Origin of the sequence: Streptomyces sp. SID12488 (genome assembly GCF_010548275.1) — a bacterium.
Lineage (GTDB): Bacteria > Actinomycetota > Actinomycetes > Streptomycetales > Streptomycetaceae > Streptomyces.
Genome location: NZ_JAAGLT010000010.1, coordinates 44,414 through 64,713, shown reverse-complemented (window position 1 = coordinate 64,713; position 20,300 = coordinate 44,414). Strand labels below are relative to the sequence as shown.

The 20,300-nt window shown below is 70.5% G+C and carries 15 protein-coding genes and 1 pseudogene; 8 read left to right on the top strand and 8 right to left on the bottom strand.

Features of this window, described 5'->3' with window-relative positions:
* The first annotated feature begins 9 nt into the window (after window positions 1-9).
* Window positions 10-1,812, top strand: a complete 1,803-nt coding sequence (locus tag G3I56_RS17740) for a prolyl oligopeptidase family serine peptidase (protein WP_164409962.1) — start codon at window positions 10-12, stop codon at window positions 1,810-1,812.
* A 303-nt stretch (window positions 1,813-2,115) separates the two neighbouring features.
* On the opposite strand, the gene G3I56_RS17735 is transcribed toward G3I56_RS17740, so the two are convergent.
* Complete coding sequence (locus G3I56_RS17735) at window positions 2,116-2,508, bottom strand: ester cyclase (RefSeq protein ID WP_239134956.1); 393 nt, start codon at window positions 2,506-2,508, stop codon at window positions 2,116-2,118.
* 126 nt (window positions 2,509-2,634) lie between these two features.
* On the opposite strand from G3I56_RS17735, the gene G3I56_RS17730 reads away from it, so the two are divergent.
* Entirely contained in the window at window positions 2,635-3,213 is a 579-nt protein-coding gene (locus G3I56_RS17730; RefSeq protein ID WP_164409960.1) for a PadR family transcriptional regulator, read from the top strand.
* A 20-nt stretch (window positions 3,214-3,233) separates the two neighbouring features.
* Window positions 3,234-4,217, top strand: coding sequence for an NADPH:quinone reductase (locus G3I56_RS17725; protein ID WP_164409959.1), 984 nt, complete (start codon window positions 3,234-3,236; stop codon window positions 4,215-4,217).
* 227 nt (window positions 4,218-4,444) lie between these two features.
* Here the strand turns inward: G3I56_RS17725 and G3I56_RS17720 are convergent, their stop codons facing one another.
* Window positions 4,445-6,394, bottom strand: a complete 1,950-nt coding sequence (locus G3I56_RS17720; protein ID WP_164410246.1) for an NAD(P)-binding protein — start codon at window positions 6,392-6,394, stop codon at window positions 4,445-4,447.
* Window positions 6,395-6,540: 146 nt separating this feature from the next.
* Window positions 6,541-7,710, bottom strand: coding sequence for a cobalt-precorrin-5B (C(1))-methyltransferase (locus G3I56_RS17715; RefSeq protein ID WP_164409958.1), 1,170 nt, complete (start codon window positions 7,708-7,710; stop codon window positions 6,541-6,543).
* Between the two features lie 43 nt (window positions 7,711-7,753).
* Between G3I56_RS17715 and G3I56_RS17710 the strand changes: the two genes are divergently transcribed.
* On the top strand, window positions 7,754-8,533 hold the full coding sequence (locus G3I56_RS17710; protein ID WP_164409957.1) for a cobalt-precorrin-6A reductase: 780 nt from the start codon (window positions 7,754-7,756) through the stop codon (window positions 8,531-8,533).
* Window positions 8,534-8,601: 68 nt separating this feature from the next.
* Window positions 8,602-9,681 carry a HoxN/HupN/NixA family nickel/cobalt transporter gene (locus G3I56_RS17705; protein ID WP_164409956.1) on the top strand — a complete coding sequence of 360 codons (1,080 nt, stop codon included), beginning with the start codon at window positions 8,602-8,604 and terminating at the stop codon, window positions 9,679-9,681.
* A gap of 63 nt (window positions 9,682-9,744) precedes the next feature.
* On the opposite strand, the gene G3I56_RS17700 is transcribed toward G3I56_RS17705, so the two are convergent.
* On the bottom strand, window positions 9,745-10,386 hold the full coding sequence (locus tag G3I56_RS17700; protein WP_164409955.1) for a precorrin-8X methylmutase: 642 nt from the start codon (window positions 10,384-10,386) through the stop codon (window positions 9,745-9,747).
* A gap of 344 nt (window positions 10,387-10,730) precedes the next feature.
* Here G3I56_RS17700 and G3I56_RS17695 point away from each other — a divergent pair, with 344 nt between their 5' ends.
* Complete coding sequence (locus tag G3I56_RS17695) at window positions 10,731-11,108, top strand: hypothetical protein (RefSeq protein ID WP_164409954.1); 378 nt, start codon at window positions 10,731-10,733, stop codon at window positions 11,106-11,108.
* A 385-nt stretch (window positions 11,109-11,493) separates the two neighbouring features.
* Here the strand turns inward: G3I56_RS17695 and G3I56_RS17690 are convergent, their stop codons facing one another.
* The 3 genes and pseudogenes from G3I56_RS17690 to G3I56_RS17680 form a co-directional block, all read right to left on the bottom strand.
* Window positions 11,494-11,841, bottom strand: coding sequence for a hypothetical protein (locus G3I56_RS17690; protein WP_164409953.1), 348 nt, complete (start codon window positions 11,839-11,841; stop codon window positions 11,494-11,496).
* Window positions 11,842-12,016: 175 nt separating this feature from the next.
* The gene (locus tag G3I56_RS17685) at window positions 12,017-13,018 is read right to left on the bottom strand and encodes a helix-turn-helix domain-containing protein (RefSeq protein ID WP_164409952.1); all 1,002 of its coding nucleotides are present in this window, start codon (window positions 13,016-13,018) and stop codon (window positions 12,017-12,019) included.
* A gap of 269 nt (window positions 13,019-13,287) precedes the next feature.
* Window positions 13,288-13,718: pseudogene (locus G3I56_RS17680) on the bottom strand (ATP-binding protein).
* Between the two features lie 86 nt (window positions 13,719-13,804).
* Between G3I56_RS17680 and G3I56_RS17675 the strand changes: the two are divergent.
* Both G3I56_RS17675 and G3I56_RS17670 read left to right on the top strand, forming a co-directional pair.
* Window positions 13,805-14,698, top strand: a complete 894-nt coding sequence (locus G3I56_RS17675) for an aminoglycoside phosphotransferase family protein (protein ID WP_164410243.1) — start codon at window positions 13,805-13,807, stop codon at window positions 14,696-14,698.
* A 297-nt stretch (window positions 14,699-14,995) separates the two neighbouring features.
* Window positions 14,996-15,868: a GNAT family N-acetyltransferase gene (locus tag G3I56_RS17670; protein ID WP_164409951.1), complete on the top strand. Its 873-nt coding sequence runs from the start codon at window positions 14,996-14,998 to the stop codon at window positions 15,866-15,868.
* A 79-nt stretch (window positions 15,869-15,947) separates the two neighbouring features.
* On the opposite strand, the gene G3I56_RS17665 is transcribed toward G3I56_RS17670, so the two are convergent.
* Window positions 15,948-20,105, bottom strand: coding sequence for a WD40 repeat domain-containing protein (locus tag G3I56_RS17665; RefSeq protein ID WP_164409950.1), 4,158 nt, complete (start codon window positions 20,103-20,105; stop codon window positions 15,948-15,950).
* Between the last annotated feature and the right edge of the window lie 195 nt (window positions 20,106-20,300).

The following is a 20,300-nucleotide window of genomic DNA, read 5'->3' as shown; positions in this document are numbered from 1 at the left end:
CATAGAGACATGAGCTACGCAGAAGCCATGCCCGACTGGGAGAAGCGGTTCCGAGCCCCGCGTGTCTCCCTCCCCGACTGGGCGGAAGACGCCCCCGACCGTTCGCTGTTCGTGTCCAACGCGACCGGCACGTACGAGATCTACGCCTGGGACCGGGCGACCGGTCACCAGCGACAGGTCACCAACAGGCCGAACGGCACGACGGACGGTGTGCTGTCGCCCGACGGCGAGTGGATCTGGTGGTTCGACGACAAGGACGGCGACGAGTTCGGCGTGTGGCGCCGACAGCCGTTCGCGGGCGGCGCGGACGGGACCGAGGACGAGTTCGCGACTCCCGGTCTGGATGCCTCGTACCCGGCGGGGTTGGCGCTTGGCCGGGACGGACGTACGGCGGTCGTGGGGCGCTCGACGGACGAGGAGGGCACGACGATCCACCTGGCGGTGGCGGGCGAGCCCCCGGTGGTGATCTACCGGCACCGCGAGTCGGCGGGCGTCGGCGACCTCTCGCACGACGGGTCGCTGATCGCGATCGAGCACACGGAGCACGGCGACGCGATGCACTCGGCGCTGCGCGTCCTGCGCCCGGACGGTACGACGGTCGCCGAACTCGACGACACCAAGGGCGGCGCGCAGGAACTCGGCCTGGATGTGCTGGGCTTCGCGCCCGTCGAGGGGGACACGCGGCTGCTCGTCGGGCATCAGCGCCGGGGCCGCTGGGAGCCGCTGGTGTGGGACGTGGTGAGCGGCGAGGAGACGGACCTCGGCCTCGACCTGCCGGGTGATGTCAGCGCGGAATGGTATCCGGACGGCTCGGGACTCCTGATCGCCCACGGCTTCGAGGCGCGCAGCGAACTGTTCCGCTACGACCTGGGCTCGCGCGAGCTGGTGAAGGTGCCCACGCCCCCCGGTTCGGTCTCCGGGGCGACGGCCAGGCCCGACGGCAGCGTGGAGTACCTGTGGTCGTCGTCGGCGCAGCCGTCGTCGGTGCGCTCGACGACGGGAGCGGTGGTCCTGGACCCGCCCGGGCTGAAGTCGCCGGGCTCGGTGCCGGTGGAGGACGTGTGGGTGGAGGGGCCGGGGGGCCGTATCCACGCCCTGGTGCAGAAGCCGGCGGGTGTGGAGGGCCCGTTCCCGACGGTCTTCGACATCCACGGTGGGCCCACCTGGCACGACAGCGACTCGTTCGCGGCGGGACCGGCGGCCTGGGTCGACCACGGGTACGCGGTGGTGCGGGTCAACTACCGGGGATCCACCGGGTACGGGCGGGAGTGGACGGACGCCCTCAAGCACCGGGTCGGTCTGATCGAGCTGGAGGACATCGCGGCGGTCCGGGAATGGGCGGTGAGCTCGGGCCTCGCGGACCCGGACCGGCTGATCCTGACCGGCGGTTCCTGGGGCGGCTACCTCACGCTGCTCGGCCTCGGCGTCCAGCCCGACGCGTGGGCACTGGGCCTCGCGGCGGTGCCGGTTGCGGACTACGTCACGGCGTACCACGACGAGATGGAAGCCCTGAAGGCGATGGACCGCACCCTGCTGGGCGGCACCCCGGAGGAGGTCCCGGAACGCTTCGAGGCGTCGTCCCCGCTGACGTACGTCGACGCGGTGCGAGCCCCGGTGTACATCTCGGCCGGGGTGAACGACCCGCGCTGCCCGATCCGCCAGATCGACAACTACGTGAAGCGGCTGGAGGCGAGGGGCGCGGTGCACGAGGTGTACCGGTACGACGCGGGCCACGGATCACTGGTGGTGGACGAACGGATCAAGCAGGTCCGGCTGGAACTGGAGTTCGTGGAGCGGCACTTGGGGGTGTGAGGGGAGTCTGGGGCGGGTGCTGCCCACCCGCCCTACCCGCCCCACCCGTCTCCGTCCGTTTGCCTGGAACCCTCGAAAACTGCTTTCCGCGAGGCGGGGGCGACGGCGAGTTGAACGCATCGAGCAGGTCGGGCTCTGTGCCGACGACGACCTTGACGAAGTCGGAGAAGACCGGCCTCTTGCGGTGAACCCGCGCCGGCCGCCCGCGCTCCGGTGCGGGCCTTCGCCCTCTGCCACCGCGCCGTACGGGCCCTTGGCATCGGCAGCCCCGTGCGGCAGAAGGCCCACCCGGCGCTACGAGGTTCACGACGCCGGTACGGCACCGATCTGCTGCATCACCCCGAGGAGATCGGGCTGGCCCCGTTCGCCGACGATCCGGCCGTCGGCCAGGTAGTAGAAGTTCATGGCCTGCACCGAGATCTTGTTGCCGCTCGCCGGGATCCCGAAGAATTCACCGTCGTGGGTTCCCCGCATGGTGAACCGCGCGGCCACGGTGTCGCCTTCGGTGACCGTCTCCTCCAGCGTCCACTCCACATCCGAGAAGCCGCCGCGCATCATCCCGATGACTTCCAGGTACCCATCGGGCCCCCGCAGTGGTTCCGGGTGACTGGGCGCGTGGAACACCGCGTCCGGAGAGATGACCTCGTGGGCGAGATCCTCGTTGCCCGTGTTGATGAACTCGACGAAACGGTTCATCACTGACTCGGTGGACTGCGATGGCATCTTGCTGTGCCTCTCCAGAGACGTTTGGGCGGATACCTGCGAGCGTAACATCGAATCGATGTTCATATCGATTCGATGCATGCGTGCGAAGATGGACTCATGCTGGAACTCGCGATACTCGGCTTCCTCGCCGAGGGACCCCTGCCCGGACACGAGCTGCGCCGCCGCATCTCACAACTGACCGGCTACACGCGGCCGGTCAGCGACGGCAGCCTGTATCCGGCGATCAACCGTCTGACCAAGGCGGGCTTGATCGAGCGGCGCGCCGACCCGGCCGCGGGAGCAGCCAGGTACGTGCTCAGCATGACCGCGGCCGGACGGGCCGACATGCTTCAGCGCCTGCGCACGCCCGCCGACCACGAGATCACCGACTTCACCCGGTTCTACGTCGTCCTGGCCTTCCTCTCCCACCTGCCCGACGTGGCCGAACAGCACGCGGTGCTGCGCAGACGGTTGGACTTCCTGGAAGAACCGGCGAGCTTCTTCTACGACAGCGAGCGGCCCCTGCGTGCCGAGGAGATCGCCGACCCCTACCGGCGGGGCATGCTGCTCACCGCCCGCGCCACCAGCCGCGCCGAACGGACCTGGCTGCGCGAGACCCTCGGCGAGAAGCCGCCCGCATTCGACACCACGATCACCGACAGCGATCCACATGCGCCCGCCGCTCCCGCGAACTGACCGCCCACGGAGGTACCTCCATGCTTGCTTCCTGGTACGACGACCAGGGCCCCGCCGCCGATGTCCTGCACGTCGGCGAACTCCCTGATCCTCTCCCCGGCCCCGGCGAGGTCCGCGTCAGCGTCACCGTCTCGGGCGTCAACCCCGGCGACACCAAGAAGCGGCGCGGCTGGCTCGGTTCGTCCATGCCCTGTCCGCGGGTGATCCCGCAGAGCGACGGCGCCGGAGTCATCGACGCCGTGGGCACCGGAGTGGACGCCCGCCGCGTGGGACAACGGGTCTGGGTGTACGGGGCCCAGTCCTACCGCCCCTTCGGCACAGCCGCCCAATACACCGTCGTACCCGACCACCAGGCCGCACCCCTGCCGGGCCACCTCAGTGACGAGTTGGGCGCGAGCCTCGGCATCCCCGGTATCACCGCCCACCGCACCGTCTTCGCCGACGGCCCGGTCGACGGCCAACTGGTCCTGGTCCATGGCGTTCTCGGCGGTGTCGGCTCCCTGGCCGCCCAACTCGCCCGCTGGGCGGGTGCCACCGTGATCGCCACCGTCCGCCGCACCCCGGACCTCGACCGCGTCGACCCGGCCGTCGTCTCCCACGCCGTCGCCCTGGACACAGGCGACCCCGCCGCGGCCATCCGCTCGTACGCGCCGCGGGGCGTCGACCGGATCATCGAGGTCGCGCTGTCCGACAACGCCGACCTCGACAACGCCGTCGCCGCCCAGGGCGCCATCATCGCCGCCTACGCCACCCGCACGGACCGCACCGAGATCCCCTTCTGGCCCCTGCTGTTCAACAACGTCACTCTCCGCCTGCTCGGCAGCGACGACTTCCCCGCCGAGGCCAAGCGCCAGGCCGCCCGCGACCTCACCTCCGCCGCCGCCGTCGGCGCCCTCACCATCGCAGTCGGCGATCGCTACCCGCTGGAAGACATCGCCAAAGCCCACGACCACGTCGACGCCGGCGGTGGCCACGGCCGCATCCTGGTCACCATCCCCCAATAGCGCAGACTCGGAACACCGCCCTGCTCAACTGCCCAGCTCTGTGCGGCGGTCCGTCGCGCGGCCAAGTAATCGGGCCAGTTCCCGCCGACGAGGGTGGACGGCATCAGCAGAGCGGGTCTGTCTGAGCGCCAGATTCGCAGAAGACCCGACGCTGTCCGCCGAGTGCACGGTCGCGAAGCTTCCCGACTACACAGACAAGCACGGCAGGCGCCGGCAGGCCGAGAAAGCTACACCCCCGCCCGCTCCCCCCGCCGCCTCCCCAGCAGCTCCGCCAGCCCTCGCCGGGTGGCGGCCAGTACCACCCGGTCCTCCGCCCGCAGTACATACGTCGCCGGCAGATCCCACACCAGCCCCGACGGCCGTCCGTCCGCCCCGACGGCCCCTGCCCCCGTATCCAGCGCCAGCACCCGCCAGGCCCCCGCCCGAAACGCCTCCCCGACCGTCAGCCCCTCCAACTGCGCATGCCCGCCCACCCGCATCGCCGCGAACAGCAGCACCCGCCGCTCGACGGGAATCGTGCCCAGGATCTGCGTCCGGCGCCCCATCATCGCTCCGGCGAACGCGGGCGCCGCGAGGTGCGACACGCTCCGGCTGCGGGTGGTCGCGCCGGGGTGTGCCGCCCGCAGGGTGCGGTACACGGCGGTGGCGAAGTCGTCGTCGTACAGGCGCAGGACGACGCGCAGGTCGGGCCGTACGGAACGCCCGTACAGCACCGCCTCCAGGTTCGTCGTGTCGGCGCTGGTGAGGGCGAGGAGAGCCTGCGCGCGGTTGATCTTCGCGGCCTCCAGGACGCCCTCCTGGGTCACATCGCCCAGCACCACGGGCACCCGCAGCCGCCGCGCCGTGGCGAGTCCGCGCGCGTCGGGATCCGCCTCGACGCACACCACCGGGATGTTGAGTTCGCGCAGGCGGGTCAGCACGCGGGTGCCGATCTTGCCGAGCCCGAGCAGCACCACATGCCCGCTCAGTCCACGCGGCGGCTTCCGTACCGCGGACCCGCTGCGGAACGTACCGAGCGCCTCCAGCACGGCGGCCAGCAGCACCGGCAGCAGCAGCAACCCGACCAACCCGGACAGGAGTTGGAGGATCTGGCGGGGCATCGAGGCCCCGATCGCCGGGTCGTTGATCGCGAAGAGGTCGAGCAGGGTCAGGTACGTCGCGTGGACGGGATGGTCGCCCGTCGCGATCGTCAGCGCGATGGCGAGGGCGATCACGCACCCGAGCATCCCGGCCAGCGACCACCGCAGCCGCCGCGAGAACAGCGAGGCGAACGGCGGCACCACGCCCCACCCCCGCCCGCCCGACATCGACGTCCCGGAGTACGCGTACGCCACCTGCTGGAGCACGACCGTCCCGCGCCCGGTCGCCGCCGCCACCGCCGCCTCGTCGGGGAGCAGTTGGGGCCCCTGGGCGCCGCTGCCCTCCGAGCCGTCCGCACCGGCCGGGTCGCTGCTCGTGGCGGAGAGCAGGGCGAGGGTGTACAGGCCCGGGTCGGCGACCTCACCCGGCGCGGGCGGCAGCCGTTCCACCGCGCGCAGCAGCAGCCCGGCGGTCTGAACGACCTTGCTGGTACCGGTGATCGCGGTGGCGGCGAGGGCCGGGGCGGCCGTGTCGGCGTCGGACAGGACGGTGGTGGACGCGTCGGAGCGGCTGTCCGGATAGCCGCCGCTGTCGCCGTCGCCGTCACCGGTGTTGTCGGCCGCTGCCGCCAACGCCGAGGCCTGGTCTAGGAGTTCCCCGATGTGCTGGCCCAACCGCCGGTTGTAGAGCCGGAGTACGAGCTGCAGTCGTGGATTGAGGCGGCGGGCGGTGAGCGCGGCGCGGATGTTGGTCTCGTCGTCGTCGTACACGAGCGCAAGGGCCGCGGCCCGCTCCGCACCGGCCTCGGCGAGCACAGCCTCGGTCAGCTCGACGGCCTCCAACACCCCTTCGTGCGGACCGGGTTCACCACTCGCACTCCCACCACCCCCGCCGGTGGGCCCGTTGCCCGCCGCCCGGTTGACGGCCGCGGACATCCGGTCGAGCAGCGCCGACGCGGTTCCGGCGGTCCGGACGACCACCGGCGGCCGTACGTTCCGCTCCGAGGGCGGGACGACGAGCGTGACCTGCTCGCCGTACACGTTGCGGAGTTCGTGGGCCAGCCGGTGCGCGAGCCCGTCGTCGCCGCACACGATCATGTGCGCGGCGGGATCACCGGCACGAGGACCGTTCGGACCGTTCGACCCGCTCTGACTCGGAAGGTTCCCCAGGATCGCCACGAGGAAGAAGACTGCCTCACCGGGACGGGTGGTTGCAGTCCGGGGCCTGTCGGATGATCAGATCCTCAGGCCACGCCGCTGCGCCCCACCACCTGCCCCGCCCGGTCGATGCAGATCACGTCGACCGCGACGGGCGCCCCGCGCAGTACCGCGAGGGCCTCGTCGCGCGCGGCCACCGCCACCAGGTCGCCGAGCGGGACCCCGGCCGCCGCGCACAACTGGAGTGCCGCGAGGCCGGTGTTGGCGTCCGCGACCTCGGCGGCCAGCGTGTCGCTCGCACCGCCGCGCCGGGCCAGTTCGGCGAGGAGGCCCTTGTCGACCTGGGAACGGGCGGAGTGCAGGTCCAGATGACCGGCCGCCAGCTTCGACAGTTTCGCGAACCCGCCGCAGATCGTGAGCCGTTCGACGGGATGACGCCGTATGTACTTCAGTACCGCCCCCGCGAAGTCGCCCATGTCGAGCAGGGCTTCCTCGGGCAGCCCGTACGCGGCCACGACCGTCTTCTCCGAGGTCGAGCCGGTGCACCCGGCGACATGGGTGTGTCCGGCGGCCCGGGCCACGTCCACGCCCCGCCGGATCGAGTCGATCCACGCCGAGCAGGAGTAGGGGACCACGATCCCGGTGGTGCCGAGGACGGACAGCCCGCCGAGGATGCCGAGCCGCGGGTTCCAGGTGGAGCGGGCGATCTCCTCGCCGTGGTCGATGGAGATGGTGATCTCGACATCGCCCCCGCCTCCGCCCCCGCCTCCGGTCCCGTCTCCGGGGCCACCCCCGTTCCCGTGCAGGGCGGCCACCCGGCCGACGTGGTCGCGCATCAGCTGCCGGGGGACCGGGTTGACCGCCGGTTCGCCGACCGGCAGCGGCAGCCCCGGCCGGGTGACCGTGCCGACGCCAGGACCGGCCCGGAAGACGACGCCCGACCCGGCCGGCAGCAGGCGTACGGTCGCCCGGACCAGCGCGCCGTGGGTGACGTCCGGGTCGTCGCCCGCGTCCTTCACGATGCCCGCCATGGCGTACGAGCCGGTCAGCTCCTCGGTGGCCAGCGCGAACGCCGGTGTCTGGCCCCTGGGCAGCGTGATCGTCACCGGGTCGGGGAAGTCCCCGGTCAGCAGAGCGGTGTACGCGGCTGTCGTGGCGGCGGTCGCACAGGCGCCGGTGGTCCAGCCGGGGCGCAGGCCGGTGTGCTTGAGTTGGGCGCCGCGCCCGCCCTTCGCCTCAGCCTCACTGCTACTCATCTGCTCATCGCCGCTTGCCGCTCATGAAGGGAACCCGGTTCTCGTGTCGCACGTACTGATCCTGGGCGGAACCGCCGAGGCTCGCCGCCTCGCCGAGCTCATCGCGGCCGAGGGGACCCCGCAGGACCTCCGGGTGACGAACTCCCTGGCCGGACGTGTCTCCACGCCACGGCTGCCGCCCGGTGAGGTGCGCGTCGGCGGTTTCGGCGGGGCCGAGGGGCTCGCCGAGTGGCTGCGCGCGCACCACGTGGACGTGCTCATCGACGCCACTCACCCCTTCGCCGGGACGATCGGTTTCCACGCGGCACGGGCCGCCGCCACAGCCCATGTTCCCCTGCTCGCGCTCCGGCGCCCCGGCTGGGTGCCGGTCGAGGGCGACGACTGGCACGGGGTCGGCTCCCTGGCGGAGGCCGCCGCGCTGCTGCCCGGGCTGGGCCGGCGGGTGTTCCTCACCACCGGGCGCCTGGGTTTGGCCGCCTTCGCCGTCACCGCGCTGGACGAGCTGTGGTTCCTCGTTCGTTCCGTGGACGCACCCGAGGCCCCCCACCCGGCCCGTATGGAGGTGCTGCTCGACCGCGGCCCCTTCACCCTCGACGGCGAAGGCGGGGAACGCGAGCTGCTGCGCCGCCACCGTATCGACGTCCTCGTCACGAAGGACAGCGGCGGCCCGGCCACCGCCCCGAAGCTGACAGCGGCCAGGGAGGCGGGGCTGCCGGTGATCGTCGTAAGGCGCCCGGCGGTACCGGAGGGCGTGCGGGTGGCCGACAGCCCGGAGCAGGCCCTGCACTGGCTCCTGCACCGGCTGGTATCCCGACACTCCTGACCCAAATCTGCCGGGACCTTTACTGCACATTGATTGCAGGTAGTGGGTGATGGCAGAAAGCTGGGGCGATGAGTCGTGAGGAGTGGATCAGGGTCGGTGGCATGGCCGCCTTCATCGTGGCGCTGCATGTCATCGGCTGGTTCACGCTGGTGGCGATCGTCGCGCCCCAGCACTACAGCGCGGGTGGGAAGGCCTTCGGCATCGGCATCGGCGTGACCGCCTACACGCTCGGTATGCGGCACGCCTTCGACGCCGACCACATCGCCGCCATCGACAACACGACCCGGAAACTGATGGGCGAGGGGAAGCGCCCGCTGTCCGTCGGGTTCTGGTTCTCGCTGGGCCACTCCAGCGTCGTCTTCGCCCTCGCCCTTCTGCTGTCACTGGGTGTCAAGGCGCTCGCCGGGCCGGTCAAGGACGACGACTCCCACCTGCACAACGTCACCGGCCTCATCGGTACGACCGTCTCCGGGACGTTCCTCTATCTCATCGCCGGTATCAACCTCGTCATCCTGGCCGGCATCTGGAAGGTGTTCCGGCGGATGCGGACCGGTCACTTCGACGAGGACGCCCTCGAGGAGCAGCTGAACAGCCGGGGGTTCATGAACCGGCTGCTGGGTCGCTTCACGAGGTCGATCACCAAGTCGTGGCAGATGTATCCGCTCGGTCTGCTCTTCGGCCTCGGCTTCGACACGGCCACCGAGGTCGCGCTCCTGGTGCTGGCAGGTTCGGGCGCGGCCTCGGGGCTGCCCTGGTACGCGATCCTGTGCCTGCCCGTCCTCTTCGCGGCCGGGATGTCGCTGCTGGACACGATCGACGGCTCGTTCATGAACTTCGCGTACGGCTGGGCCTTCTCCAAGCCGGTCCGCAAGGTCTACTACAACCTCACGATCACCGGACTGTCGGTCGCCGTCGCGTTCATCATCGGCACGGTCGAACTGCTGGGTCTGATCGCCGACCAGGCGGACCTGCACGGCCCGTTCTGGGACCGGGTCTCCGGCCTCGACCTCAACATCGTCGGCTACGTCATCGTCGGGCTGTTCTTCGGGACCTGGGCCGTCGCCCTGGTGGTGTGGAAGGTCGGCCGGATCGAGGAGAGGTGGACATCGGGACTGGCGAAGCCGGAACCGGCGGAGTCGAACGCGTAGCCGCTCCCTGGTCCCTGCTCCCTGGTCCCTGGTTCCCGGTCCCGTGTTTTGGGCCGCCTCCGCTCACTCCACCTCGCTGGCGATGGCGTTGACCGCCGCCGCCGCGATGGCGCTCCCGCCCCGGCGCCCCCGTACGACCAGATGCTCCAGCCGGGACGGGTGCCCGGCCAGCGCGTCCTTCGACTCGACCGCGCCGACGAAGCCCACCGGAACGCCGATCACGGCGGCAGGGCGGGGCGCGCCCTCCTCGATCATCTCCAGCAGCCGGAAGAGGGCGGTGGGCGCATTGCCCACGGCCACCACGGCACCCTCCAGCCGGTCGCGCCACAGCTCCAGCGCGGCGGCGCTGCGCGTGGTGCCGAGCTTCGCTGCCAGGTCCGGTACGGCCGGGTCGGTGAGCGTGCAGATGACCTCGTTGCCGGCGGGGAGCCGCTTGCGGGTGATGCCGCTGGCCACCATCGAGACGTCGCAGAGGACGGGGGCGCCCGCGCGCAGGGCCGCGCGGGCGCGGGTGACGACGTCGGGTGTGTAGCCGAGGTCGCCGGCCAGGTCGACCATCCCGCAGGCGTGGATCATCCGTACGGCGACCTGGGCGACGTCGGCGGGCAGCCCGGCGAGGTCGGCCTCGGCGCGGATGGTGGCGAAGGACTGGCGGTAGATCGCGGCGCCGTCCTTCTCGTACTCGAACACTCGGTTCTCACTCATCGTCGACGTTCGTGCTGAGGGCCCGGTGATTCTACGAATGTACGAGCCCTTTCTCGCCATGCCTGGACGGTTGCTTCGCAGCCGGAGCCGGTGGCGTCAGTCGGGCACAGCTCGTCCGGTGTTGCCTGCCCGACGGCATGAGGGTGCGATATGTGAGCGCATGGGCTTTTTACTGTCATCTGAATATGGCAGATCTAATCTATGGAACAATTAGTCGAGTATCAATAATTTGTGCTACTTGTCAATATATTCCATTAAAATTAAGACAATCAACCCGTCTCGGTGAGAGTCTCTTCCTCGCCGACCGTGTGCAAACCGCGCACGGTCGACACAGGGGAGGCTTCATGCGTGGATCGTTGGCCGGCAAGGCGCGTTCGGTACTTGTGGGCTCGCTGATGTCGCTGGGGGTTGTCGGCCTCAGTGCTGCTCCGGCAAGCGCCTGGACGGGGGGAAATGTCTGGGTGAACTTCGGAAGCTGGAATTGCCCTGTCGGCGGCTCGGTGGTCGGCGTGTACTGGGCGGTGGACGCCTATTCCAGCGGCCCGGCGGAGGGTGACTGGGGTGACAACGTCATCTATCCGCGAGTGCGGGTGGGGGCTGGCTCCTACAACACTCTGAGCTACCAGGTCATGTGTAAGAAGTGGGGCTGGTATACGTACCGCGGCGTCGTGAGCCAGCGGAGCCTGACGCCGTACAAGTCGGGGCTCAGCTACACCTACTGACCTGCTCGGTGTGACCATGGCGGTCCGGGCGATCTCGAAGCCGGGGTGAACTTGCAGGTGTGCAGATCCCGGTGACGTGACGATGCCCGGCGCTGCCGCGACTGACACAACGAAGCTCCGCTGCGTAGGTGACCTTGTCAAGTCACCTACAGGCAGCGGAGCTTCGATGTGCCGCCGGTCTGCTGTCCGTCACCTGGGATCCTCCTCAAAAGCCCGTTCCCGAAGGAGACGCGTTGCTGGGACTACTCGGCTTCTACGACGAACTCGACGACCGTCCCGGCCGCCCTGACCAGTTCGTCGGCCTTCCTGGCCACCTTGGCGAGGAAGGTAGCCGGAGCAGTACGAGCGGCTTCCTCCGCGCCGAACGCCTACTCCCACTTCCAGCTCACTCGCGGACTGCCTTCATGGCCTCGTCCAGGACCGAAGTCACTTCCCGAAGGGCCTCCTGAGCGATGGCCGGATCTTCGTGCTCCAGTTGGCTCTGCGTACGGGCGTAACGGACGGACAGATCGGGACGACGCCCGATTTCGATGTTCCTGGCCCACGCCAGTACCCAGCTCTGCACGGGGCTGAGGGATTGCCACTCGACCGCCAGGGCGAAGGCCTCGTCCTTCTGGGCCTGCATCTCCTCCAGGCGGCCCGGATCGACGACGGCAAGGGCCGCACGCAGGGCGTCAGGGGTGTGCTCGGGACGGGGGATCAGCTCGTGTCCGTGGTCAGACTGGGTGCTCATCGTGTCCTCCTGGGGGTGCTGTCGCCAGGGTATCGAGCGGGGGGCGGCAGCCGAGCGAGCCTCGGGAGGAGCCGGGAAACGCGGCGGCGGAGAATCTGTCCAAGGGCGACGAGCTGACCATGGCGGGCCCCTGAGTCCTTCGTGTGGTTGAGCCGCTGACGTGCGCGCGCATGCGTCAGGCGGCCATCGGAACGGCCACCCGGCAGTCGCGGCAGCGACCCGGTTCGGGTCCCCGGAACCCCCGGTCGCAGCCGTCGCAGTTCCGGAGCGGGTGTCGGACGCCGACGGTCTCCGCCGGGGAGGGAGGGTTCCCGAAGGGCGCCGGAGGCGGCAGCTTCGCGGTGAGCCGGTGGGCCAGGAAGGCGGCCGGGCGGCGCATGCCTTCGGGTGGGAGGTCGCTGATCAGCGCGTGTCGTACGGCGGTGGGGCTGACGTCGCGTTCCAGCCAGGCGGCGACGCCGGGCGCGAGGTGGGCCGTGTCGCAGGCGGACAGGAGCAGGTCGGGGTCGAGACGACGTAGGCCGACGAGCAGGTCGGTCGCGGCCTGGAGGAGACCTGCTCCCTTGTACGCGGGCTGCGGTACGGCGGGGAGAGGTTTGCGTGGGGCGCGCTTCTTGGGCGGGCCGGGGTTGGTGGGGTGTGCGGGGCGGGTCGGACGGGCGACCCCGACCGCGACTTCTGCTCCGGTGCCAGCTCCGGTGCCAGCCCCGGTGTCGGCCCTGGTGTCGGCCCTGGTGTCGGCCCTGGCGTCGGTATTAGCAGCGGCATTGGCAGGGCGCTCCGCGTGATGCCCCGGCCGGTTGCAGGAGACCGTGCGGGTGACGATGTTGCCGCCGGGGGTGCGTTCGCGGGTTCGGCGCAGGTAGCCGTGGGTTTCGAGTTCGCGCAGGGCGGCGGCGATACGGTCCGGGCCCTCGGGGAACCTCTTGGCGAGGGTCTTGATGTCGACGGGAGAACCCGCTTGCAGCGACTGGATGTGGGTGCCCAGGCCGATCGCGAGCAGTGACAGCTCGGGGTGCTGGGCGAGGTGGTTGCCGATCACCGTGAAGCGGGTGGTGTGGCGGGCGTTGTCGTGGATCACCCCGGAGACGCCGGATTTGGGGTGCCGGTGGGGGTGATTTTTGCCCGCTGGGCGGGACGGGGCGCACGGGGGCGCGCTAGGGTTTTTCGTGTCCATCGGGAAGGTCTTGCTTCCTTGGTGGTCAGGCCCTCGCATTGGGATGCCAGTCCCGGCGAGGGCCGTCGTATGTCCGCTGTCTGCGGTTGTCTGTGGTGGTTCTGCTGCGCTGAGCGTAAGGCAGGCAACCGGGCACAAATCCAGCTGAGTTGGTGATGTTCACTCGGGCGAGTGAGTTTGCGCGGCGGCGGCTGTACGGGCCGTGGTGGCCGTCCCAGCGGGCGGGAGGGGTGGGGTTTGGTTGAGGTTCTTTCTCTCCGGTGTTTCTTTCAAAGAAGACCGCTGGTCGCACCGGAACACAGGGAATCGAGTTCCGGTGCGACATCGATTTCCGCCCACACCGTTTTGCGAGGCCGGAGCCCCGGACCCCACCCCCATCGATCGGCAAGCGCCTCGACGAGGGCGAGTCCCCGCCCGGACTCCGCATCGTCGGACGGAGGTTGGGGACACGGCGGGCGGTCTCCGGCCGTGTCGGTCACCTCGATACGCAGGGTGGTGCCGATGACGTACGCCGTGAGCCGGAAGTCGCGGCCCGGGACGCGTCCGTGGGTGACGGCGTTGGCTGCCAACTCGGCCACGATCTGCGGGCCGGGTCCACCGGCAGTCCCCAGGAGCGGAGTTGTTCGGCGGTGAGCAGCCGGGCCAGGCGGGCGCCATGGGGCGTAGAGACCGGCCCGAACCTGGCCTTCACCCCCGCCACTTGGGCCGACTTCGTCCCGTACGCGACCGAACGCTGAAAAACGGGCTGCGTGGAAGCTGTCCGTCGGACAGCATCGCGGGGTGACCATGCATGAAGACCAAGTGGACGTGACCCCCGAGACAGTCGCTGCCCTGATCCAGGACCAGTTTCCCGAGTGGAGCGGCAAGGAGATCCGGCTGCTGGAGTCGACCGGCACGGTCAACGCCATCTTCCGTATCGGGGACGATCTTTCCGCACGCTTCCCACTGCGTCGGGCGGATGCCGCCGAGACGCGGGTGGTTCTGGAGCTGGAAGCACAGGCGAGCGCGGAGCTGGTGCGGGTGTCTCCCTTCCCTGTCCCGGAACCTGTGACCCTGGGCGAGCCCGGAGCGGGCTACCCCATGCCGTGGTCCGTCCAGACGTGGCTGCCGGGAACGGTCGCCTCGGAGGCCGACCCGAGTGGCTCGGATGTTTTCGCACAGGACCTGGCGACCTTCATAGCTGCCCTCCGGAAGGTCGGGACGGCCGGACGGCGCTTCAGCGGCGGCGGGGGTCGTGGCGGCGTACTCACCGACCACGATGAATGGATGGAGGAGTGCTTCGAGGAGAGTGCGGGGCTGCTCGACGTGCCCCGGCTGCGCCAGCTGTGGAGCCACTTGCGGGAGCTGCCGCGCGAGAGCGCCGACGTGATGAGCCACACTGACCTGATCCCTGGAAACGTGCTGGTCGCGGGCGACCGGCTCTGCGGTGTCCTCGACGCCGGCGGCTTCGGCCCGGCCGACCCCGCGCTGGATCTGGTCAGCGCCTGGCACCTGCTGCAAGAGGGCCCGCGCGAGGTGCTCCGCCGGACACTGGGCTGCGACGATCTCGAGTGGGAACGCGGTAAGGCATGGGCGTTCCAGCAGGCGATGGGCCTCGTCTGGTACTACGTCGAGAGCAATCCGACGATGAGTGGGATGGGGCGCCGGACACTTGATCGCATTCTGGAGTCGGCGGAGTGATGCCGCCCTGGCGCCCTGCCGCTCCGACGGCCTCCGGTGCGGCAGGGTGATGATCGTTACGCCCCTTCGGGCACAGAAGAAACCCGACCGCTGGCGACGGGGGATGCACCAGCGATCGGGCTATGGCCAAGGGTAACAACACTGCATGCTCAGTGGGAGGCGACTGCTGTCCTCTGACGACCAGTTGTGACTGGGATCACTCCCTTTCACTTCTGTTTCGGTACAACCGTTTCCACGGGCCGTAGGCAACGCCGAGTTAGCGCTTCACGGCGTCGACGGCTTCGGAGATCATGAGGCATGCGCCCGGACGACTGGTACCTCACCGAAGACTTGGACCAATTCCTCGCCCGAGCGGGAGACTTCCTGCGCTCCCGGCCCGCCCTGCACACCACCGCGCTGACCACCTTCGAGAAACTACGAACGGGCGGACCGAAGGCGGAGGCAGAGGCGAGCGCCGCCGACACTCCCCTCTTCGGCCACCTGGAGCGATCGGGCGAGGTCGGTGCCGTTTTCTACCGCCTCACCCGGCGAAACCTCCTGAGCGTCACCACCCTCGACCCCGAGCAGGCCGACGGCCTCGCCGACCGCCTGCTCGCCCTCGGCCACAGCCTCCCGGGCGTCAGCTCGGTACTCGGCACCGCGACCGCTTTCGCCGAGGCCTGGCAACGGCGCACCGGCGCGACGCCGACCTTCCGCACCGCGATCAACCTGTACCGCCTCGGCACCCTCACCCCACCACAGCCGGTCCCGGCCGGCCGGGGCCGACCCGTGGGCGAGAACGAGCACGAGCACCTCATGCAGTGGTGCCGTGAGCTCGCGGAGGAGTTCGGGGAAGACGTCACCATCAACGCCGACACCTGGTCCGGCACTCGCTTCGGCGAGAAGACTTACACCTACTGGGAGACCCCGGACGGCACCCCCGTCTCCATGGCGGGCGTCAACCCCCTGGTCGCCGGCCACGTCCGCGTGGACCCCGTCTACACCCCGGCCCACCTGCGCGGTCGCGGCTACGCGGGCGCCGTGACGGTCGAGGTCACACGCGCCGCGCTCGCCGCGGGCGCCACGGACGTCGTCCTGTACACGGACCCGGCCAACCTCACCAGCAACGCCCTCTACCAGCGAATCGGCTACCGCCAGATCGCCGACTGGGGCGTGTACGACTTCGCGTGAGCGAGGGAGGGGGAAGGGGAGGAGGAGGGGGAGGGGATGACCCGGCCCGCCCGTCCCCCTTGTTTCTTACTCGTCTGTCCTACTCGTCGCACGGCGGCTCGTACGACAGCCGTGGCAGATACTCGTGCCACCTCTCCGCCGTCAGGACACGCCGGGTCGTCGAGCAGATGTGGGCGACCGCCGCATCGACGTCGAGATTCCACAGCCGGACCGTGTCCGCCCCGCTCGACACCCCGACGATGCCGCCGCGAGGGCTGAACGCCAGGAAGTTGCCCGTCTTGGCGTTGGGACTCATCGACTGCCCGATGGACGTGGCCCTCGCCGGATCGCCGACGTCCCAGAGCCGGACCCCGTTGTCGTTGCCGCCGCTGGCCAGCACCTTTCCGTTCGGGCTGAACGACAGCGCCTCCACCGCTTCGGTGTGCCCGGTGAGCGGCGAGCCCAGGCTGTGCGTCCCGACCGGGTCGGTGACGTCCCAGAGGCGGACCGTGCCATCGTCGCTCCCGCTGGCCAGCGTACGGCCGTCCGGACTGTAGGCGAGCTCGTTGACGGGACCACGATGTCCCTTGAGCACCTTGCCGAGAAGGGCGGCCCTGGCCGGGTCGGCGACGTTCCAGAGCCGGATCGTGCCGTCCGAGCTCGCGCCGGCCAGGGTGAGACCGTCCCGGCTGAAGACGAGGGAGCTGACGTAGCCCTTGTACCCGGTGAGCTGGGAGCCCAGCGGACGCAGGTGGGCCGGGTCGCTCGCGTCCCACAACTGGATGGTGAAGTCCTCGTAGGCCGTGGCCAGTGTGCGTCCGTCCGGGCTGAACGCCACCGAGGCGGCGAACCGCGTCCTCACCTTGACGGGGGCCGCCCAGGTGACGGGGTGCTTCGGATCGCTGACGTTCCACAGCTGCACCGTGCTGTTTCCGGCCACCATCGCGAGAGTGCGGCCGTCCGGGGAGAACACCGGCGTCCGTACCTCGCCCTCCCCGGGCGTGAACGGTTCGCCCTCTGCCACGGGGTGTTCGGGCCGCTCCACGTTCCACAGCCGGACCCGTCCGTCGCGCGAACCTGTGGCGAGCAGCTTGCCGTCCGGGCGGAACACCCCGAGGCGGCCGATCATGTCCGACATCGGCAGCGACCACAGCCGGACCCTGCTGTCGCCGCTTCCCGTGGCGAGCGTACGGCCGTCGGGGCTGAAGCCCAGCGCGTACATCTCGCCGCTGCTGCCCGCGAGGGGTTCGCCGACCTGCGAGGGGTACTGCGGATCGCTGACGTTCCACAGACTCGCGGTGCTGTCCGCGCTGGCGGCGGCCAGCGTCGTCCCGTTCGGGCTGAAGGCCACCGACCAGATCGCGTCGGTGTGGCCGGTCAGCGGTGCGCCGAGCTGGGCGGCGTGCGCGGGGTCGGACACGTCCCACAGCCGGATCGTGTCGTCGGCGGCGCCGCTGGCGAGGGTGCGGCCGTCGGGGCTGAAGGCCACCGAGTGCACCAGGCCGGTGTGCCCGGTCAGTTTCGCGTCGTACGGTTTCGGATCGCGCGGATTCGACACGTCGTACAGCCGGATCGTGTTGTCGTCGCCGCCCGCCGCCAGTTTCCGCCCGTCGGGGCTGAACGCGATGGCGCGTACGGCGGCGTCCGCGCCGGTGAGGGTGCCGATCGGCTTGGGGCGGGCCGGGTCGGCCATGTTCCACAGACGGACCGTGCGGTCCTCGCTCGCGGAGGCGAGCGTACGGCCGTCCGGGCTGAAGGCGATCAGATAGATCGTGCCGTCGTGGCCGGTCAGGGGCGCGCCGAGAGGGCGCGGACGCGCGGGGTCGGACAGGTCCCACCGGCGGATCGTGCCGTCGTCGCCCGCACTGACGAGGGTGCGGCCGTCGGGGCTGAAGACCGCGCTGCTCACCCAACTCGCGTTCCCGACAAGGGGTTTCCCGATCGGCTTGGGGTTCGACGGGTCCGCCACGTTCCACAGGCGTACGGTCCTGTCGTAGCTGGCGGTGGCCAGGAGCCGCCCGTCCGGGCTGAACGTGGTGAGGTAGACGGCACCGGTGTGGCCGATCAGCGGGGTGGACAGCGGTGTGTTCACGATCGAGATCAGCCGGCTGCGGGTGCTCGCGTCGTCCGGGCGAAGCTCGTGGGCGACCAGACTGAGCTGCGCCGACAGCGACGGATCCGTGTACTGGACGCGGTCGGCCTCGGCGAGCACGTTCTCGAACACCGCGTCGTCGCGCTGCTGCCGGGCGATCAGCGCCGCACCCCCGGCCAGCAGGGCCAGCACGACCACCACGGCGACGGCGGCACGGCTGATCAGGACGGTACGACGGCGCAGCCTCACCGAGGCGGTCAGGAACTGCACCGCGCTGCGGGTCAGGAAGGTGTCGCCGGCGGACTTCGCCCAGGTGTGCGCCTGCTCCAGCCGGGAGCCCCGGTAGAGGAGCGACGTGTCGCGCTTCGACTCCTCCCAGGACCGGCTGTCCTCCTCCAGGCGCTGACGCAGCAGGTTGCCGCCCCGGTCCTCGTCGATCCAGTCGCGCAGGCGCGGCCAGGCGTGCAGCAGCGCCTCGTGGGTGATCTCCACGCTCTCCGCGTCGAGCGTCACCAGCCGGGCGCGCACCAGCGCTTCCAGGGACTCCTCCGTCTTGGCCGGGTCCGCCGACTCGGCGGCCAGCTGCCGTCGCGTACCGCGCCTGCGGGTGGCCTGGGTGTCCTCGCCGAGGCGTACCAGCCGCAGCAGCAGCAGCCTCGCGGCGGTACGGGCCGCCGGGTCGAGGCCGGTCCAGGCGCGCTCGGCGGTCGCCGCCACCGCTCCCTGGATACCGCCGGCCGCGCGGTAACCGGACAGTGTCAGGCGGCCCGCCTTCCTGCGCTGCCAGGTGGCGAGCAGGGCGTGCGAGAGGAGCGGCAGCGCGCCCGCGTCGTGCGTTCCGCGCGGTCCGTCGGCGCTCACCTCCCGCACGATCAGCTCCGCGAGCCCCGGTTCGAGCTCCAGGCCGACGGCCTTGGCCGGTCCGGTCACCGCTTCCCGCAGCTCGGTGCCGGTCAGCGGCCCGAGGACCATGTGCCGGTGCTGGAGCGCGTCGGCGAGTTCGGGATGGCGCAGGCACTGGTCGTAGAAGTCGGCGCGGATGCCGAGGACGACGAGAGCGGGCGCCCCCTCGCCGGAACGGTCCCCCTCGCCGGAACGGGCCCGCTCACCGCGCCCTGGGGGCGAGGATGCGGCGTGCAGGACCTGGACGAAGGTGTTGCGGACCGTTTCGTCGGGGCAGAGCGTGAACGTTTCCTCAAACTGGTCGACGATGACGACGGGCCGGCCGGGCGCGGAGACGGAGGCGTCGGAGGCGTGGGAGGCGCTGGAGCCGGAAGCAGTGACGTCGGAAGCAGTGACGTCGGAAGCAGCGGAGTCGGGGGCGTCGCGGCGGGCCCAGGCGGTGACCGTCTCCCGTACGGCATGGGCGAATTCGGGCGTACCGGGCTCGATCGCCGGCTTCCCGGCGGGCGACAGGATCTCCGCGAGCCCGGGTATACGGCGGGCCAGCTCGGCGAGGGGATCACTGCCCGGGACGAGCTGAAGGACCTCCCGGGCCTGCTGACCCGGGCCGCCCAGCGCCCCCTCCCGCAACGCGGGCACCAGCCCGGCGCTCAGCAGGGAGGACTTGCCCGCTCCGGAGGCGCCCACGAGCATGACCAGACCGCCGGAGCCGGTGGCCGTGGTCGCCGCGGTCTCCGCTGCTTCCGCCGCTTGGAGCTGGGCGACGAGGGCGTCGGTGCTCCGCTCCCGGCCGAAGAACCATCGCGTGTCCTCCAGACGGTACGCGGCGAGGCCCAGGTAGGGGCACACCCCGCCCGGCACGGCCGCGACCTCGACGGCCGAGGACTCCTCGTCGTCGAGGGACCCCGTGACGCGGTCACCGACCGGGTCGGCGACGGCACGTTCCCACAGGTGCTGCCACTGGACCATGTCGTACAGCCCGGGGGAGACGGCCACGGGCCGGTCGCGCCGGGCCTGCGGGACGAGGACGCTCAGTACGGCGGCGAGGGCGGCGAACTGGGCGGGCACGTTCTTGGCCCGCCGCCAGTCGCTGATCCGCTGGACGGAGACCCGCACGGGGCGCCCTCGGTCGTCGACCCGCTGCAACTGGACGACGGCTTCGGCCACCCGTTTGAGGGGAGGATTACCGGCCTCCTTGTACAGCAGCGAGAGTCGCTCCGCGAAGACCGTGCGTGCCCCTGAGTCGGAACTCAAGGTCTCCACCCCTTACTTCCCCCGCGTGCGTCATCCGGTTTCATCCGGACCGGAAAACCCATTCTATATGGCTGACCTGCGGTTAAGCCGTCCGCCCTGTACCGGAACCTCCTCTCTTGGGCCCATGGATGGCAGGATCATGACGCAACAAAGAACCAGCCACGTGGCGTCCACCCGGACCACCAGCGCAGCGATCCCCAGGGC

What these genes read in the sequence shown, in the direction of transcription:
- G3I56_RS17675 (WP_164410243.1), top strand. Translation starts at nt 13,805, where the DNA reads ATGCATGAAGACCAAGTGGACGTGACCCCCGAGACAGTCGCTGCCCTG.
- G3I56_RS17735 (WP_239134956.1), bottom strand. Translation starts at nt 2,508, where the DNA reads ATGAACCGTTTCGTCGAGTTCATCAACACGGGCAACGAGGATCTCGCC.
- G3I56_RS17705 (WP_164409956.1), top strand. Translation starts at nt 8,602, where the DNA reads ATGAGTCGTGAGGAGTGGATCAGGGTCGGTGGCATGGCCGCCTTCATC.
- G3I56_RS17685 (WP_164409952.1), bottom strand. Translation starts at nt 13,018, where the DNA reads ATGGACACGAAAAACCCTAGCGCGCCCCCGTGCGCCCCGTCCCGCCCA.
- G3I56_RS17695 (WP_164409954.1), top strand. Translation starts at nt 10,731, where the DNA reads ATGCGTGGATCGTTGGCCGGCAAGGCGCGTTCGGTACTTGTGGGCTCG.
- G3I56_RS17700 (WP_164409955.1), bottom strand. Translation starts at nt 10,386, where the DNA reads ATGAGTGAGAACCGAGTGTTCGAGTACGAGAAGGACGGCGCCGCGATC.
- G3I56_RS17720 (WP_164410246.1), bottom strand. Translation starts at nt 6,394, where the DNA reads ATGATCGTGTGCGGCGACGACGGGCTCGCGCACCGGCTGGCCCACGAA.
- G3I56_RS17740 (WP_164409962.1), top strand. Translation starts at nt 10, where the DNA reads ATGAGCTACGCAGAAGCCATGCCCGACTGGGAGAAGCGGTTCCGAGCC.
- G3I56_RS17715 (WP_164409958.1), bottom strand. Translation starts at nt 7,710, where the DNA reads ATGAGTAGCAGTGAGGCTGAGGCGAAGGGCGGGCGCGGCGCCCAACTC.
- G3I56_RS17690 (WP_164409953.1), bottom strand. Translation starts at nt 11,841, where the DNA reads ATGAGCACCCAGTCTGACCACGGACACGAGCTGATCCCCCGTCCCGAG.
- G3I56_RS17725 (WP_164409959.1), top strand. Translation starts at nt 3,234, where the DNA reads ATGCTTGCTTCCTGGTACGACGACCAGGGCCCCGCCGCCGATGTCCTG.
- G3I56_RS17730 (WP_164409960.1), top strand. Translation starts at nt 2,635, where the DNA reads ATGCTGGAACTCGCGATACTCGGCTTCCTCGCCGAGGGACCCCTGCCC.
- G3I56_RS17670 (WP_164409951.1), top strand. Translation starts at nt 14,996, where the DNA reads ATGCGCCCGGACGACTGGTACCTCACCGAAGACTTGGACCAATTCCTC.